Source organism: Pseudomonas sp. P5_109, from assembly GCF_034009455.1.
Lineage (GTDB): Bacteria > Pseudomonadota > Gammaproteobacteria > Pseudomonadales > Pseudomonadaceae > Aquipseudomonas.
Window position 1 is genome coordinate 1,441,513 of sequence record NZ_CP125380.1, and the last position, 16,632, is coordinate 1,458,144.

Genomic DNA, 16,632 nt, shown 5'->3' on the forward strand with positions numbered 1-16,632 from the left:
CACCCTGTTCCCAAAACCCTCAAGGGCTGGAACAATGCCCGCCACTTTGTAGAGTGTTAATCCGGGGAGTTGCGGGTGCAGATTCAGGGTCATTACGAGCTTAAGTTCGAAGCGGTGCGCGAGGCGTTCGCGGCGCTGTTCGACGATCCCCAGGAGCGTGGTGCGGCGTTGTGCATTCAGGTCGGTGGCGAAACCGTCGTCGATCTGTGGGCCGGCACTGCCGACAAGGACGGCGCCGAGGCCTGGCACAGCGACACCATCGCCAACCTGTTCTCCTGCACCAAGACCTTTACGGCCGTCACCGCGCTGCAATTGGTGGCTGAAGGCAAGCTGCAACTGGATGCCCCGGTTGCGCGCTACTGGCCCGAATTTGCCGCAGCGGGCAAAGAGTCCGTCACCTTGCGTCAACTGCTCTGCCATCAGGCCGGCCTTCCGGCACTGCGTGAGTTACTGGCCCCCGAAGCCCTTTACGACTGGCAAACCATGGTCGACGCCCTGGCCGCCGAAACACCGTGGTGGACGCCTGGCGAAGGCCACGGTTACGCGGCGATCACCTATGGCTGGCTGGTCGGCGAACTGCTGCGCCGAGCCGACGGTCGTGGACCGGGTGAGTCCATTGTGGCGCGGGTCGCCAAGCCGTTGGGCCTGGACTTCCATGTGGGCTTGGCTGACGAAGAGTTCCATCGCGTGGCCCACATTGCGCGGGGCAAGGGCAATGTCGGCGATGCCGCCGCCCAACGCCTGCTGCAAGTGACCATGCGCGAGCCAACGGCCATGACGACCCGCGCGTTCACCAACCCGCCGTCGATCATGACCAGCACCAATAAACCCGAGTGGCGACGCATGCAGCAGCCGGCCGCCAATGGCCATGGCAATGCCCGCAGCCTGGCCGGTTTCTACGCCGGCCTGCTCGACGGTAGCCTGCTGGAAAGCGAAATGCTCGATGAGTTGACTCGCGAGCACAGCCTCGGCGAGGACAAGACTTTACTGACCCGGACGCGTTTCGGCCTGGGTTGCATGCTCGATCAACCGGACGTTGCCAATGCCACCTTCGGCCTTGGCCCGCGGGCGTTTGGTCACCCGGGTGCCGGCGGCTCCATCGGTTTTGCCGACCCGGAGCACGATGTGGCCTTCGGATTTGTGACAAATACCCTGGGGCCGTACGTCTTGATGGACCCGCGCGCGCAAAAGCTGGTGCGGGTTCTGGCCACTTGTCTGTAAAAGCGGCTATCGGGTTCCAGGGCTGGAACCCGATAGCCTTTTCAGTTTCAAAGCGTCTGTTTAAGCGGGCCGATGTGGCCTGATTTTTTTGACTTCATTTTTGTGGATATCCAATGTCATCCAATAAAACCCTCGCCTTGGCCCTGTGCTTCGCCATTACCGGTTGCGCACAGACTCCACAGAAAGATGCGACGACGCCTGTCGCCAAGACTGAAAGCGGCAGCCACTGGTACTGGCCGTTTGGTTCCGATGACAGCGCCGTCAAGCCCGTGGCCAAGGCGGAAGTGAAACCTGAAGTCAAACCCGTGACGGTGGCCAAGGCCCAGTCCGATAGCGGCAACAAATGGTGGTGGCCGTTCGGTGGCAGCGACCAGAGCACCGCCAAGGCCGTGCCGATGCCGGACCCGAAAGTCACCCAGGCCTGGCTTGACGACTACGAGCCGCGTCTGCGCGAGGCGGTCAAGGACAGCAACATGCAACTCGAGCGCCGCGAAAACGTGCTGGTGGTGACGGCGCCGGTCGAAGGCTCGTTCAACCCTGATCGTCCGGCCATGCTGCTGCCGGTCACGCTCGGTCCGTTCACCCGCGTTGCCAAGATCCTTGAAGCCGATCCAAAGACCGCTGTGCTGATCCTCGGCCACAGCGATACGTCCGGCGCCGCGCCTGCCAACGTCAAGCTGAGCCAGGAACGCGCCCAGGCCGTTGCGGCGATTTTCCGCCTCAGTGGTTTGCAGCGTGATCGCCTGATGCTGCGTGGCTTGGGCGGTGATGCGCCGCGTGCCGCCAACGACAGCGTGCAAGGGCGTGCGTTGAACCGCCGCGTGGAACTGCTGGTGACCCCGCAGAACACCATGGTTGCGCTGCTGAGCAAGTACAACATGCCGGCGCCAGCCCCAGTGACCCTGGTTGCTGCCGCTGACGTCAAGCCGGTCGCCAAGCCTGTGACACCGGCCCCTGCGACTAAAAAGGCGGCTGTTCCAGCGACGAAAAAAGCCCCGGCGAAAAAAGCTCCGGCCAAGAAAACACCTGCGAAAACTGCAACGCCGGCGAAGAAAACCACGCCAGCCAAAGCCGCTGCGACAGACAAGAAGGTCGCCAGCACCGATACTGCAAAGCAGTGATTCGTTAACCAAAAGGAATGCGCCATGACCCAGGGCCTGGCTGATATGCGTCGTGACTACACCCGTGATGGCCTGACCGAGGTACAAGCCCCGGCCGAGCCGTTCGCACTGTTCCATCAGTGGTTCGCCGACGCGGTGAAAACCGAACAGGCGCCGGTGGAAGCCAACGCCATGACCCTGGCCACGGTCGACCAGGACGGTCGACCGCACTGTCGCATTCTGTTGCTCAAGGGCCTGGACGAGCAGGGCTTCACCTTCTTCACCAACTACGATAGCGCCAAGGGCCAGCACCTGGCCGCGAATCCGTTCGCGGCCATGACGTTTTTCTGGCCGGCGCTGGAGCGCCAGGTGCGCATCGAAGGGCGGGTGGTGAAGGTCACGCCTGAGGAGTCCGACGCCTATTATCAGGTCCGTCCACTGGGCAGTCGCCTGGGGGCCTGGGCATCGCCGCAGAGCCGCGTGATCGCCGATCGGGGGGAGCTCGAAGCGCTGCTCAAGGATACCGAGCAACGTTTCAGCGAAACCCAGCCGCATTGCCCGGAACACTGGGGTGGTTATCGCCTGCTGCCGGAGCGCATCGAATTCTGGCAGGGCCGCCCAAGCCGCCTGCACGACCGTCTCAATTACCGCCAGCAGGGCGCCGACTGGATTCTTGAACGTCTAGCACCCTGAACAGTCTACCGACCGGGATAGCCTGCCGCAGCGGCCTCCAGCCACTTCGGCAGGTCTCGACGCTTGATCTTCTGCGCATGAGCACTCGCCAACTGTTCGAGCATGAAGGCTTTTTTCTGCTCATTCTTGCCCGCCAGCGCTAGCGCCAGGTCACGGTCCATCCAGCGTTTGATCCGCACGTACAGCCACCAGTGGAAGTACAAACCGGCAACCGTCGTGACGACAATGATAAAGTAGTCCATGAAAATCCTTGGCCAATGGGCAGTTTTCTGCTTTTGCCGCTACTGTGTGAGTTCGTGGTGGCGCCTTAACGGAGCCTGAATCAAAGCAATTTTACCCGGGCTGTGCCGTGACAGGCGTCAAGCTGCGGAGTTTAATGAACATCTGTTTCTTTGGAGTTGATGCTATGCGTAAGTCTGTTCTGCTGGTTGCTTCCTTTTCCACGATGGCGATGTTGCTCACTGGATGCCAATCGAGCCTGACCGGTGACTCCTATTCCCGTGACGAGGCGCGTCGTGTGCAGACCGTTCGCATGGGCACCATTGAAGCATTGCGCCCGGTGAAAATCGAAGGCACCAAAACCCCGATCGGCGGCGCTGCAGGCGCAGTGGTCGGCGGTGTTGGCGGCAGCGCCATCGGTGGCGGCAAAGGCAGTATCGTTGCTGCGGTCATCGGCGCAGTCGCCGGCGGCCTGATCGGTTCGGCCGCTGAAGAAGGCATGACCCGCACCCAGGGCGTGGAAATCACCGTGCGCGAAGACGATGGCAGCATGCGCGCCTACGTTCAGGAAGTTCAGCCGAACGAAGTGTTCCGTGTTGGCGAACGTGTGCGCATCGCCAGTGTGAATGGCACCAGCCGCGTTTCGCACTAAGCGCAAATACCGGATAAACAAAAAAACCGATCAGGTGACTGATCGGGTTTTTTGTTTCAAGCCTTGATGGTGCCAGGTGTTGTCGTGGTTTATCAGGAGGCCAGGCTGGAGCTCTTGCGACTCGCCATTGCCGTCACCCCATAACCGATCAGCGCGGCCAGGATCGAACCGGTCAGGATTCCCATGCGGTCCATCCCGGCGAAATCACTCACGCCAGGCTCGAAGGCCAGCGAGCCGACAAACAGGCTCATGGTGAAACCAATGCCGCAGAGAATCGCCACGCCCAGTATCTGGCCCCAATTGGCGCCTTGGGGCAGGGCGGCGATACCGGTTTTCACCGCCAGCCAGGTCAGGCCGAAGACACCGACGGTCTTGCCCAGCAGCAGTCCGGCGGCAATGCCCATGGGGACGTGGTGAGTGAAGCTTTCGACGGTGACACCGCTCAGGGACAGGCCGGCATTGGCAAACGCGAACAGCGGCAGGATGCCGTAGGCCACCCAAGGGTGCAGGGCGTGTTCCAGGGTCAGCAATGGCGAAGGCTCGGCATTTTTCGTGCGCAGCGGAATGCAAAACGCCAGGGTCACGCCGGCCAGCGTGGCATGGACACCGCTCTTGAGCACGCAGACCCAGAGGATCAGGCCAATGATCATGTACGGTCCGAGCTTGACCACGCCGAGTCGGTTCATCCCGATCAGTGCCGCAATACAGGCCGCGGCCAGCGCCAGGGACAAGGTCGACAGCGCGCCGGAATAGAAGATCGCAATGATGATGATCGCGCCGAGGTCGTCGATGATCGCCAGGGTCATCAGGAACAGCTTCAGCGAAACCGGCACCCGTTTGCCCAGCAACGCCAGCACGCCAAGGGCGAAGGCGATGTCGGTCGCGGTCGGGATCGCCCAGCCATCGAGGGCCGCTGGCGTGTCGCGATTGAGATACCAGTAGATCAGCGCCGGCACCACCATGCCGCCAATCGCCGCCGCGCCAGGCAGGACGATTTGCGACGGCTTGGACAACTGGCCGTCGAGGACTTCGCGTTTCACCTCCAGGCCGATCAGCAGGAAAAACAGCGCCATCAGGCCGTCGTTGATCCACAGCAGCAACGGCTTGGCGATTTTCAGCGCGCCGATCTGGGCCACCACGGGGGTATCCAGCAGGCCGTTGTACAGCCATGACAGCGGCGAGTTGTTGATGATTAGAGCCAGAACGGCAGCGGCGATCAGTAACAGACCGCTGGCAGCTTCCAACTGAAAGAAACGCGTGAAAGTGCTACGCAGAGGCAAGGTCGCTCTCCATCTGTGAATTCAAAAGGTGTTACACCCTAACAAGTACTGTTAGTTGTTAAAACAAAAGTTATATTCTTTTTTGTTATATGCCGTTACAGAGTGATCCGCCAGCATCGGGCTGAGCCTAGCAGTTGTCGGGTGTATTGGATCTCAGCTGTACCTGTGCCGGATGCAGGATTTTTCCTAAGCTTGGTGGATGAGCCTTGATAAAAGGCCGACTCCTGCCCGATTCAACGAGAAAACCATCATGAGCGACAACCGACAGTGGTCCCGCGAAGCGATCCGGATCATCGAAGCCGATTTCCAGCGCAGCGCCGACACCCACTTGATCCCCTTGCCGCTGCCGGGTTTTCCGGGCATCGAGTTGTATTTCAAGGATGAGTCCAGCCATCCCACGGGCAGCCTCAAGCACCGTCTGGCCCGTTCGCTATTCCTGTATGCGCTGTGTAACGGCTGGCTCAAACCCGGTGCGCCGGTCATCGAGGCTTCCAGTGGTTCCACGGCGATTTCCGAAGCGTATTTCGCGCGCATGCTGGGCTTGCCGTTCATTGCGGTGATGCCGGCGACCACCTCAAAAGAAAAGATCGCGCAGATCGCCTTCTACGGTGGCCAAAGTCATCTGGTGGACGACCCGACCCAGATCTACGCCGAGTCCGAGCGTCTGGCCCGTGAACACGACGGACACTTCATCGACCAGTTCACCTATGCCGAGCGCGCCACCGACTGGCGGGCGAACAACAACATTGCCGAATCGATCTTTCATCAGATGCGTTTCGAGCAGCATCCCGAGCCGAGCTGGCTGATTTCCAGCCCTGGCACCGGTGGTACCACGGCCACCCTGGGTCGATACGTGCGTTATCGCCAGCATTGCACCCGCGTGCTGTGTGCCGATGCCGAGCGTTCGGTGTTCTTTGATTATTACCAGACCGGCGATGCCAGCCTGCGTCTGGACCACGGCTCGCGGATCGAAGGCATCGGCCGGCCGCGTGTGGAAGCGTCGTTCCTGTCGAAGGTGATCGACGCTATGGTCAAGGTGCCGGATGCCCTGTCACTGGCGGCCATGCACTACCTGGCGGAGCGTCTGGGACGCCATGTCGGCGGGTCGAGCGGGACCAACCTGATCGGCGCACTGATGGCCGCCCAGCACATGAAGGCGGCAGGGGAGAAGGGGTCGATGGTGGCGATTCTGTGTGACAGCGGCGAGCGTTATGCCACGACCTATTACGATCAGGACTGGCTCAAGGCTCAGGGGTATGACTTGGGTAGCTTGATGGCTGCGGTAGCGGCGACGGTAGAGCGGGGTGAGGCGTTGCCGGAGTCGGTGCTGCGCGCCAACATCTGACCCCTCGAAGATCAAATGTGGGAGCGGGCTTGCTCGCGAAGGCGGTGGATCAGCCAACACACAGGTTGGATGTGAAACCGTCTTCGCGAGCAAGCCCGCTCCCACATTCGGGGGCTGTCAGTCCTGGAGACCGAGGATATCCCGAGCCACAGCTTCCGCAATCCGAATCCCGTCAACACCTGCCGACAGAATCCCGCCCGCATAACCGGCACCTTCGCCGGCCGGGAACAAGCCCTTCACGTTCAGGCTCTGCATCGACTCGTTACGGGTCATGCGCAGCGGCGAGGACGTGCGAGTCTCAATCCCGGTCAACACCGCGTCGTGCAACGAGTAACCACGAATCTGCTTTTCGAACGCCGGCAAGGCTTCGCGAATCGCTTCGATGGCGAACGCCGGCAGTGCCAGCGCCAGATCACCCAGGGCAACGCCCGGCTTGTAGGACGGCTCGACGCTGCCCAGTTCGGTGGAGGGTTTGCCTGCGATAAAGTCGCCGACCAGTTGCGCCGGGGCTTCGTAGTTGCTGCCGCCCAGCACAAAGGCGTGGGATTCCAGGCGTTCCTGCAACTCGATACCGGCCAGCGGGCCGCCCGGATAATCGACTTCCGGGGTGATGCCGACGACGATACCGGAGTTGGCATTGCGCTCGTTACGCGAGTATTGGCTCATGCCGTTGGTGACCACACGGTTCGGCTCGGACGTCGCCGCCACCACCGTTCCGCCCGGGCACATGCAGAAGCTGTAGACCGAACGACCATTCTTGGCGTGGTGCACCAGTTTGTAGTCGGCGGCGCCCAGTTTCGGGTGGCCGGCGTACTTGCCCAGGCGCGCACGGTCGATCAGCGACTGCGGGTGCTCGATGCGGAAACCCACCGAGAACGGCTTGGCTTCCATGAACACGCCACGGCCGTGGAGCATGCGGAAGGTATCGCGGGCGCTGTGACCGAGGGCCAGGATCACGTGTTTCGAATGGATTTGCTCGCCACCGTTGAGCTCGACGCCGACCAGTTGGCCGTCTTCGATCAACACGTCGGTGACGCGCTGCTGGAAGCGCACTTCGCCGCCGAGGGCGCGAATCTGCTCACGCATGTTTTCCACAACGCCGGTCAGACGGAACGTACCGATGTGCGGTTTGCTGACGTAGAGGATTTCTTCCGGCGCGCCGGCCTTGACGAATTCGTGCAGGACTTTGCGACCGAGGAATTTCGGGTCCTTGATCTGGCTGTAGAGCTTGCCGTCGGAGAATGTCCCCGCGCCGCCTTCACCGAACTGCACGTTGGATTCGGGGTTGAGCACGTTTTTGCGCCACAGGCCCCAGGTGTCCTTGGTGCGCTGGCGTACTTCGGTGCCACGCTCGAGGATGATCGGCTTGAAGCCCATTTGCGCCAGCAGCAGCCCGGCGAAAATCCCGCACGGACCGAAGCCGACGACGATCGGGCGCGCGCTCAGGTCGGCCGGTGCCTGGCCAACCACTTTGTAGCTGACATCCGGTGCCACGTTGACGTTACGGTCATCGGCGAACTTGTGCAGCACCGCCGCCTCGTCGCGAACTTCAAGGTCGATGGTGTAGATGAAACACAGTTCGGAGGACTTTTTACGCGCATCGTAGCTGCGCTTGAACAAGGTGAAATCGAGCAGATCATCGCTGGCAAGCCCTAAGCGCTGCACGATGGCGGGGCGCAGGTCTTCATCGGGATGGTCGATCGGCAACTTGAGTTCGGTGATTCGTAACATGGCAGGATCCGGTTCGCGGGGCGCACAACTGCGCCAGGGCGTTTGAAGCCCGCGATTATAAGCCCCAAAGGCGCAGGCCTGTGAGGCTTAAACGATCAGTCGTCGCGCGAGCCGCCGAAATACCCGCATCCACGCTGGACCTGACCGTCAACGCGCAGTTCGGCACTCATGTGCTGGATGCTGCCGGTGCTGCTGTCGACGCAACGTTGCGGTGCAACCCACAGTTCGATGTGCTGGTTGTTGGCTTCGGTGCTGAGGTTGAAACGGCCATCGCCCAGTTGCTCTTCGACGTAAGGCACGGCCAATGGCGGCTGGCCGGCGCGGTCGACGACCATGCCTTTGCCGCTGACTTTCACGCTCCACTCCGGAGTGTGGCCGGCGGCGCGCAGGATCAGCAATTTGAAATTCGGATCGTCGCACGCGGTGCCCGAGCGCTCGACGCGGTACAACTGCTCCAGATCGAGCTGGCCGTCACCGCCGCTGCCGGCCACAACCCGCCCGCGCACGTCGGCAAACAGCTTGCCTTGCTTATCCGCCAGGCTTGCAGCCTGCTGCAGGACACTGGTACCGCCCGTGTCGTTGACCACGTAGCGGTTAGCCTGGTTGCACGGCTGGAACAGCAGTTTGCCGTCCGCCGCGGTCAACTGGCCTTGCATGCGTGTCTGGCCGACATGGGAGGCGCTCTGCCGCTCACCCTCGAACAACTGGCAAGCGGCGAACAGCGGAAGCAGGGCAACGAGGACTAAGGAACGGGCAACACGCATCTTGGGGTCTCCTGACAAGTGCCGCCACGTTACTCAGCCTGACCGTTCATCACAACCCGCGCGTTGCGATTGGCCATGGAATTTGGACACGTAACATCCGGCTTTACTTCAGATAAGGGGACGACGGAAGTTTGCACGTAACCTTGTAGGCTTTTCGTTGAAGGAGGTTGTATGAAGGGATCAGGCAAGCTGCTTCTGGTGGCGTTGGCAATGACGACGGCGCTGCAGTGTCGAGCGGCAGATTTTGCATTTTCGTCACGGTCGGACTTCTCCGAGATGAATCTGCAGCTAAAACAGGCGGGCGAATCGAATCCACAATTCATCGATCTTCAGGTCACCTTAAGTCCTGAGGCGCAACGCCGCTTTACCCAGGTCACGCGCGACGAAATGCATCAGCCTTTGCGGCTGTTCATCAACGGCGTGCTGGTGTCGACCGCGACGATTCAATCGGTTATCCGCGGACCCAGTCTGAGGATAGTAGTACCGAGCCAGATCGCCCGCGATTTGCTGCCCACGCTACTGGAGCCTCCGATACTCTGAGGCGACGCTGAATCAGCGCCGCACATTGAGCCGGCTCAACCCACGTGAAAGGTCTGACCCGTTTGCAGGCCTTCCACGCTCTTGGCGTAGGCCAAGGCTACATCCGCTGCCGGAACCGGCTTGAAGCCACGGAAATACGGCGCGTATTTGCCCATGGCTTCGACCAGGACATTCGGGCTGATCGAATTCACTCGCAGGCCACGCGGCAATTCGATGGCGGCGGCGCGAACGAAACTGTCCAGTGCACCGTTGACCAACGCTGCCGAGGCACCGCTGTAAATAGGATCGTGACTGAGCACGCCGGTGGTGAAGGTGAACGAAGCACCGTCATTGGCGAACTCGCGACCGATCAGCAGCAGGTTGACCTGGCCCATGAGTTTGTCCTTGAGGCCCAGGGCAAAGCTTTCTTCGGTCATCTCGTTGAGCGCAGCGAAGGTCACGTTGCCTGCGGCGCACACCAGCGCATCGAATTTGCCGGTCTGCTCGAACAGTTTGCGAATCGAAGCGCTGTCGCTGATATCCACCTGAAAGTCGCCGCTGTTGCGGCCAATGCGGATGATTTCGTGGCGCTGGGACAACTCTTTGTCCACTGCCGAACCGATGGTGCCGCCTGCGCCGATCAAAAGAATTTTCATGGAGGCTGATCCTCATGTGGGTTGGATGAGCTTTCAGTTTAGAGTGGTTTTTTCTGCGGATAAGCGCACTAATAGGCAACCTTTGGTTTTCAAATGGAAACAATCCATGAGCGAGATGGATGACCTGGCCGCGTTTGCGGTATTGATCGAAGCGGGTAGTTTTACCTTGGCGGCGCAGCAGCTCGGGTGCAGCAAAGGCCAGTTGTCCAAGCGCATCAGTCAGTTGGAAGCGCAGTTTTGCGTGGTGTTGCTGCAACGCACCACCCGCCGCTTGAGCCTGACCGCCGCCGGTGCTGCGTTGTTGCCACAGGCTCAGGCGCTGGTGGTGCAAGTCGAGCGGGCGCGCCAGGCGCTGGCGAGATTGAAGGACGACATGGCCGGTCCGGTGCGGATGACGGTGCCGGTATCGCTCGGGGAAACTTTCTTCGATGGCTTGCTGTTGGAGTTCTCCGCCAAGTATCCCCAAGTGCAGATCGAGCTGGAGCTCAACAACAGCTACCGCGATCTGTCCCGCGACGGCTTCGACCTGGCGATTCGCTCTGACGTGGCCATTGACCAACGACTAGTGGCACGTCCGCTGCTGGCGTGGCAAGAGCTGACCTGTGCCAGCCCGGCCTATCTGGAGCAATACGGTGAACCGCAAACGCCTCAGGCGCTGGCCGAGCATCGCTGCCTGCTTAACAGCCATTACAGCGGCCGGGAGGAGTGGCTGTATCACCAGCAGCATGAGTTGTTGCGTGTGCGGGTGTCGGGGCCGTTCGCCAGCAACCATTACAACCTGTTGAAAAAGGCCGCACTGGTCGGCGCCGGAATTGCGCGCCTGCCGTCCTACTGTTTGCCAACAGAGCTGGCCGACGGGCGTTTGCGTTGGCTGCTGCGCGATTATCAGACCCGCAGTATGCCGATGTACCTGGTGCATCCGTATCAGGGCGGATTGCCCAGGCGTACGCAGGTGCTGGCGGACTATTTGATCGGGTGGTTCAAGCGCAGTGGGGAGGTGCTGGACAGGCTATAGGCCAGAACACGACCCCCTGTAGGAGCCGGCTTGCTGGCGATGGCGGTGTAACCTTCAAAAGAGATGTTGACTGATACGCCGCTATCGCCAGCAAGCCGGCTCCTACAGGGGTTGATGGCATAAAAAAAAACGGCCCGCTAAGGCTAATGCCGATCAGTTAAGCCTTCTCGCTTGACCTTTGGCCGCAAGAAATCAAAATCCGATGCCTGTACTGGCATCGGATTTTTTTATGCGTCTCGCTCGGGCACTGGAACTGACCCACAACATCGCCTCCACTCCCAACGCCATCGATGGATTGGATTCCTTACTCGACCCTTCTTTGGTCGAACAGGCACTTGAGCAGGCCGGTGTAGCGACCCTGCGCAAGCGGCGTTTGCCGCTGGAAATGATGCTTTGGTGCGTGATCTCCATGTCGTTCTTTCGACGTATGTCGGCCTGGGATGTGGTCAGCCGCATGAACATCATGCTGCCGGGACAGCGTCCGCTGGTAGCGCCCAGCGCCGTAGTCCAGGCCCGTCAGCGATTAGGCAGCGAAGCTGTACGACAGGTCTTCGATCTGACTCAGAAAAGTTGGCATGAAGCGGCCGCTCATCCAACTTGGGCCGGTTTGCGCTTACTGGGCGTCGACGGTGTCGTCTGGCGAACACCCGATACCCCCGAAAACCGTGCGCGTTACGACTCGGCCAGTAACCAGCATGGCGACACTGGTTTCCCTCAGGTGCGCATGGTCTGCCAAATGGAGTTGACCAGCCACTTGTTGATCGGCAGTGCGTTTGACGGCTACCGCAGCAACGAAATGAAGCTGGCAGAACAACTGATCGAAACCACGCCCGATCACTCGTTGACGCTGTTCGATCGCGGCTTTTATTCCTTGGGTTTGCTGCACCAGTGGCAGCAGGCCGGCTCCGAGCGCCATTGGCTGATGCCATTGCGCAAAGGTGCGCAGTACGAAGTGGTTCAGCGTCTGGGTCGCCAGGATGCGGTGGTTTCGTTAAGCACTTCGCCGCAGGCTCGCAAGCAATGGCCGGGGCTGCCGGAGCGTCTGACCGCGCGACTCCTGAGCAAAACCGTCAAAGGCAAGGTATGTCAGATCCTGACCTCAATGGCCGACCCGCTGCGCTTCCCGCCCGACGAAATCGTTGATCTGTACAGTCAGCGATGGGAGATCGAATTAGGCTTTCGGGAAATGAAACAGACGCTGCTCAACAGCAGCTATACGTTGCGCAGCAAAACGCCCGAGATGATCGAGCAGGAATTATGGGGAGTGTTGTTGGGCTACAACTTGTTGCGCTATCAAATGGTGGAAATGAGTCGCCACTGCCCCGGCATTTACCCATGTGAAATGAGTTTTACCGCCTGCACCTGGGCGATCCTCGGGTTTATCAACAGCGTCTCGGCCGACCGCTCCGGGAACATCCCCAAGTACCTGGCCGAGCTGCATGCCTCAGCCCCGCAGTATGTACTGCCTCATCGACGGGCGGAGCGCATTTACCCCCGGGCCATCAGGCTCAAATCCCCGAAGTATCCGATCAAAAATAAAAATGCCAGTCAGCTTAACTGACTGGCATTACCCGCTAAGGCCGTTTTTTGTTTACCGCAAAGGCTTAGCCACCCAGGTACGCTTCGCGCACTTTCGGGTCGGTCAGCAATGCTTCACCGGTGCCTTGCATCACCACCCGGCCGTTCTCCAGAACGTAGGCGCGGTCAGCGATCTTCAGCGCCTGGTTGGCGTTCTGTTCGACCAGGAACACCGTCACGCCGTCCTTGCGCAGTTGTTCGATGATGTCGAAGATCTGCTGGATGATGATGGGTGCCAGGCCCAGCGACGGCTCGTCGAGCAGCAACAACTTGGGCTTGCTCATCAGCGCACGGCCGATGGCGAGCATTTGCTGTTCGCCACCGGACATGGTGCCGCCGCGCTGGCTGAAGCGTTCTTTCAGGCGTGGGAAAAGTCCGAGAACCTTGTCCATCTGTTCCTGATAGTCGCCCTTGGCGGTGAAGAAACCGCCCATGGAGAGATTTTCTTCCACGGTCAGGCGGGAAAACACCCGACGACCTTCCGGCACGACGGCGATGCTCTTGCGCATGATCTGCGAGGAGTCCTGGCCGACCAGTTCCTCACCCATGTAACGGATGCTGCCGCTGTGGGCGCGCGGCGAACCGCAAAGCGTCATCAGCAGCGTGGACTTGCCGGCACCGTTGGCACCGATCAGGGTCACGATCTCGCCCTGGCGGACTTCGACGTTGACACTGTGCAGGGCCTGGATCTTGCCGTAGAAGGTGGAAACGTTTTCGAACTGCAGCATTTACGCTTCCCCCAGGTAGGCTTTGATCACTTCAGGATTGTCGCGGATCTGTTCCGGCGTACCGTTGGCCAAGGGCGTGCCCTGGTTGATCACGACGATGTGGTCGGAAATGCTCATGACCAGCTTCATGTCGTGTTCGATCAGCAGAACGGTGACGTTGTGCTCTTCACGCAGCATGCTGATCAGCGCCTTGAGGTCCTCGGTTTCCTTCGGGTTCAGGCCGGCGGCTGGTTCGTCGAGCATGAGGATCCGCGGGCGGGTCATCATGCAGCGGGCGATTTCCAGGCGACGTTGCTGACCGTAGGCCAGGGTGCCGGCGGGGCGGTTGGCGAACTCTTTCAGGTTGACCTTTTCCAGCCAGAACTCGGCGAAGTCCATGGCCTCGCGCTCGCTTTTGCGGAACGACGGGGTCTTGAACAGGCCGGACAGGAAGTTGGTGTTCAGGTGACGGTGCTGGGCGATCAAGAGGTTCTCGACCGCGGTCATGTCCTTGAACAACCGCACGTTCTGGAAGGTGCGCACCACGCCCTTGAGAGCGATCTTGTGGCCCGGCAGGCCTTCGATCGCCTCGCCGTCGAGCAGGATGCTGCCGCCGCTCGGCTTGTAGAAACCGGTCAGGCAGTTGAACACGGTGGTCTTGCCGGCACCGTTGGGGCCGATCAGTGCAACCACTTGTTTCTCTTTCACGCTCAAGGCAACGCCGTTGACCGCCAGCAAACCGCCGAAGCGCATGCTCAGGTTTTCTACTTTAAGGATCTCGCGGCTCATTTGCGCAGCTCCATGTGAGGACGTTGCATGGGCAGCAGACCCTGAGGGCGCCAGATCATCATCAGCACCATCAAGGCGCCGAACATCAACATGCGGTACTCACTGAACTCACGCATCATTTCCGGCAGCAGGATCATCACGATCGCCGCCAGGATTACACCCAGCTGCGAGCCCATGCCGCCGAGCACCACGATGGCGAGAATGATCGCCGACTCGATGAAGGTGAAGGACTCCGGCGTTACCAGACCCTGACGGGCCGCGAAGAAGCTGCCGGCGAAACCGGCGAAGCTGGCACCGAGGGTGAAGGCCGACAGTTTGATGATGGTCGGGTTCAGGCCCAGGGCGCGGCAGGCGATTTCGTCTTCGCGCAACGCTTCCCAGGCACGCCCCAGGGGCATGCGCAGCAAGCGGTTGATGACGAACAGCGCACCCAGGGCAAGCAACAGCGCAACCAGGTAGAGGAAGATCACCTTGTTGATCGAGTTGTATTCGAGGCCGAAATACTCATGGAAGGTTTGCATGCCTTCCGCGGCTTTACGTTCGAAGGTCAGGCCGAAGAACGTCGGTTTCTCGATGTTGCTGATGCCGTTCGGACCGCCAGTGAGGCCGGTCAGGTTACGCAGGAACAGACGAATGATTTCACCGAAGCCCAGGGTCACGATCGCCAGGTAGTCGCCACGCAAGCGCAGTACCGGGAAACCGAGCAGGAAGCCGAAGGTGGCCGCCATCAGGCCGGCAATCGGCAGGCAGATCCAGAAGCTCAGGCCGTAGTAGTGCGACAACAGCGCGTAGCTGTAGGCGCCGACGGCGTAGAAGCCGACGTAACCGAGGTCGAGCAGACCGGCCAGGCCGACCACGATGTTCAGGCCGAGGCCGAGCATCACGTAGATCAGCACCAGGGTTGCGATATCCACCGCACCGCGAGAGCCGAAGAACGGCCAGACCAGCGCACCGGCGATCAGCGCGATGATGATCCAGCGCTGCGTGGTTGGCAGGGTCAGGAAGTTGCTGGCCTTGGCCGGAATCATCGGCATGCTTGGCGACGAACGCCAGGCCGAGCTGATCTGCTGGTCGAACAGCACACGCAGGAACATCAGTACCGAGCACACCGCGATGGTGATCAGGGTGGCGTCGCTGGTGCCATGAACTTCGAGGTTGATGCCGACGATGGTCAGCTTCAGACCGAGTACCGGGTAGGCCACGGCCCACACCAGCAAGGCGCTGAAAAACGCCTGTTTAAGATTCCTAGTCATACCTTCTCAACCTCCGGACGACCCAACAGGCCGGTTGGCCGGAACAACAGCACCAGAACCAGTAGACCGAACGCCACGACGTCCTTGTACTGGTCGCCGAAGATATCGGCACCAAAGGCTTCCGCCACGCCAAGTACCAGCCCGCCGAGCATGGCGCCCGGAATACTGCCGATACCGCCCAGCACCGCTGCGGTGAAGGCCTTGAGGCCGACGAGGAAACCGGCGTTCGGGTTGATCACGCCGTACTGCATGCTCAGCAGGACGGCGGCAATGGCTGCCAGTGCCGCACCGATGACGAAGGTCAGGGCGATGATGTTGTTGGTGTTGATGCCCAACAGGTTGGCCATCTTGATGTCTTCGGCGCAGGCGCGGCAGGCGCGACCCAGGCGAGAGCGGGAGATGAACAGCGTCAGGCCGAGCATGGCGATCAAGGTCACCACGAACACCACGATTTGCATGTAGGAAATCAGCACTTCATGTGCGCCACCTGGCCCAAAGGCAATGTTGCCCGGAATCAGGTTGGGGATGGATTTGTCCTTGGAGTCTTGCGCCAGCAGAACCGTGTTCTGCAGGAAGATCGACATGCCGATGGCGGAAATCAGCGGGATCAGACGGTTGCTGCCGCGCAAGGGGCGGTAGGCGATCCGTTCGATGCTGTAGCCATAGGCACTGGTGACGACGATGGTTGCCAGGAAAGCGGCGGTCATCAACAGCGGAACGCTGTCGAGTCCCAGCATGGCCAGCCCGGCGATGGCGATGAACGCCACGTAGGAGCCGATCATGTACACCTCGCCATGGGCGAAGTTGATCATTCCAATGATGCCGTAAACCATCGTATAGCCGATGGCGATCAGGGCATACGTGCTGCCAATGGTCAGGCCATTAACCAGCTGTTGGAAAAAGTGATAGATGTCAGGCATTACAGCGCTCCTAAAAACCTGATACGCATTTCACTGGTGGAGTCATTTTCCCGCCCGGGCCCCGTGGATCTGCATCCACTTCGAATCCGGGGTTTGCCAGCGAACCGCTGATGACGGTTTTGAGATTTTCAGGTGGGGAGACTGGCGGATCACGCCAGCGCGGCCCAAATACGTTCGTAAAACAAAGCCC

Annotated in this window: 17 protein-coding genes; 8 read left to right on the top strand and 9 right to left on the bottom strand. The window is 60.4% G+C overall.

Annotated features, from left to right (window positions below):
- Positions 1–75: 75 nt before the first annotated feature.
- From QMK54_RS06325 to pdxH, 3 genes are all read left to right on the top strand, one after another.
- Positions 76–1,221, top strand: a complete 1,146-nt coding sequence (locus QMK54_RS06325) for a serine hydrolase domain-containing protein (RefSeq protein ID WP_110662981.1) — start codon at positions 76–78, stop codon at positions 1,219–1,221.
- A gap of 113 nt (positions 1,222–1,334) precedes the next feature.
- Positions 1,335–2,342: an OmpA family protein gene (locus QMK54_RS06330; RefSeq protein ID WP_223591566.1), complete on the top strand. Its 1,008-nt coding sequence runs from the start codon at positions 1,335–1,337 to the stop codon at positions 2,340–2,342.
- Between the two features lie 24 nt (positions 2,343–2,366).
- Positions 2,367–3,014, top strand: a complete 648-nt coding sequence (gene pdxH, locus QMK54_RS06335) for a pyridoxamine 5'-phosphate oxidase (protein WP_223591564.1) — start codon at positions 2,367–2,369, stop codon at positions 3,012–3,014.
- A 5-nt stretch (positions 3,015–3,019) separates the two neighbouring features.
- Here pdxH and QMK54_RS06340 read toward each other — a convergent pair whose 3' ends face one another.
- Complete coding sequence (locus tag QMK54_RS06340; protein WP_110658064.1) at positions 3,020–3,256, bottom strand: hypothetical protein; 237 nt, start codon at positions 3,254–3,256, stop codon at positions 3,020–3,022.
- 164 nt (positions 3,257–3,420) lie between these two features.
- Between QMK54_RS06340 and QMK54_RS06345 the strand changes: the two genes are divergently transcribed.
- Positions 3,421–3,885 (top strand): glycine zipper 2TM domain-containing protein, encoded by a 465-nt coding sequence (locus tag QMK54_RS06345; RefSeq protein ID WP_007971612.1) that lies wholly within the window; start codon positions 3,421–3,423, stop codon positions 3,883–3,885.
- Between the two features lie 92 nt (positions 3,886–3,977).
- Here the strand turns inward: QMK54_RS06345 and nhaA are convergent, their stop codons facing one another.
- Positions 3,978–5,165, bottom strand: a complete 1,188-nt coding sequence (nhaA, locus tag QMK54_RS06350; RefSeq protein WP_110658066.1) for a Na+/H+ antiporter NhaA — start codon at positions 5,163–5,165, stop codon at positions 3,978–3,980.
- A gap of 247 nt (positions 5,166–5,412) precedes the next feature.
- Here nhaA and QMK54_RS06355 point away from each other — a divergent pair, with 247 nt between their 5' ends.
- On the top strand, positions 5,413–6,510 hold the full coding sequence (locus QMK54_RS06355) for a PLP-dependent cysteine synthase family protein (RefSeq protein WP_223591620.1): 1,098 nt from the start codon (positions 5,413–5,415) through the stop codon (positions 6,508–6,510).
- A 117-nt stretch (positions 6,511–6,627) separates the two neighbouring features.
- Here QMK54_RS06355 and QMK54_RS06360 read toward each other — a convergent pair whose 3' ends face one another.
- Both QMK54_RS06360 and QMK54_RS06365 read right to left on the bottom strand, forming a co-directional pair.
- Positions 6,628–8,241 (bottom strand): NAD(P)/FAD-dependent oxidoreductase, encoded by a 1,614-nt coding sequence (locus QMK54_RS06360; RefSeq protein ID WP_223591562.1) that lies wholly within the window; start codon positions 8,239–8,241, stop codon positions 6,628–6,630.
- 95 nt (positions 8,242–8,336) lie between these two features.
- Positions 8,337–9,005 carry a COG3650 family protein gene (locus QMK54_RS06365; RefSeq protein ID WP_110658072.1) on the bottom strand — a complete coding sequence of 223 codons (669 nt, stop codon included), beginning with the start codon at positions 9,003–9,005 and terminating at the stop codon, positions 8,337–8,339.
- Between the two features lie 171 nt (positions 9,006–9,176).
- Between QMK54_RS06365 and QMK54_RS06370 the strand changes: the two genes are divergently transcribed.
- Positions 9,177–9,545 (top strand): SecDF P1 head subdomain-containing protein, encoded by a 369-nt coding sequence (locus QMK54_RS06370; RefSeq protein WP_320402230.1) that lies wholly within the window; start codon positions 9,177–9,179, stop codon positions 9,543–9,545.
- Positions 9,546–9,580: 35 nt separating this feature from the next.
- Here QMK54_RS06370 and QMK54_RS06375 read toward each other — a convergent pair whose 3' ends face one another.
- Positions 9,581–10,180, bottom strand: a complete 600-nt coding sequence (locus QMK54_RS06375; protein WP_110658076.1) for a short chain dehydrogenase — start codon at positions 10,178–10,180, stop codon at positions 9,581–9,583.
- A 106-nt stretch (positions 10,181–10,286) separates the two neighbouring features.
- Here QMK54_RS06375 and QMK54_RS06380 point away from each other — a divergent pair, with 106 nt between their 5' ends.
- Positions 10,287–11,195: a LysR family transcriptional regulator gene (locus QMK54_RS06380; RefSeq protein ID WP_110658078.1), complete on the top strand. Its 909-nt coding sequence runs from the start codon at positions 10,287–10,289 to the stop codon at positions 11,193–11,195.
- A gap of 229 nt (positions 11,196–11,424) precedes the next feature.
- Positions 11,425–12,756 carry an IS4 family transposase gene (locus QMK54_RS06385; RefSeq protein WP_223588473.1) on the top strand — a complete coding sequence of 444 codons (1,332 nt, stop codon included), beginning with the start codon at positions 11,425–11,427 and terminating at the stop codon, positions 12,754–12,756.
- A 43-nt stretch (positions 12,757–12,799) separates the two neighbouring features.
- Here QMK54_RS06385 and QMK54_RS06390 read toward each other — a convergent pair whose 3' ends face one another.
- Genes QMK54_RS06390 through livH form a run of 4 tightly spaced genes read right to left on the bottom strand, consistent with a single transcriptional unit; the run spans position 12,800 to position 16,442 of the window.
- Positions 12,800–13,501, bottom strand: a complete 702-nt coding sequence (locus tag QMK54_RS06390) for an ABC transporter ATP-binding protein (protein ID WP_034146751.1) — start codon at positions 13,499–13,501, stop codon at positions 12,800–12,802.
- Positions 13,502–14,269, bottom strand: coding sequence for a high-affinity branched-chain amino acid ABC transporter ATP-binding protein LivG (gene livG, locus QMK54_RS06395; protein WP_057716103.1), 768 nt, complete (start codon positions 14,267–14,269; stop codon positions 13,502–13,504).
- Positions 14,266–15,522 carry a high-affinity branched-chain amino acid ABC transporter permease LivM gene (locus tag QMK54_RS06400; RefSeq protein ID WP_110658080.1) on the bottom strand — a complete coding sequence of 419 codons (1,257 nt, stop codon included), beginning with the start codon at positions 15,520–15,522 and terminating at the stop codon, positions 14,266–14,268. Before QMK54_RS06400 ends, livG begins: the two co-directional genes overlap by 4 nt.
- A complete protein-coding gene (gene livH, locus QMK54_RS06405; RefSeq protein WP_110658082.1) occupies positions 15,519–16,442 on the bottom strand; it encodes a high-affinity branched-chain amino acid ABC transporter permease LivH in 924 nt (307 codons plus the stop codon). Before livH ends, QMK54_RS06400 begins: the two co-directional genes overlap by 4 nt.
- Positions 16,443–16,632 lie beyond the last annotated feature (190 nt).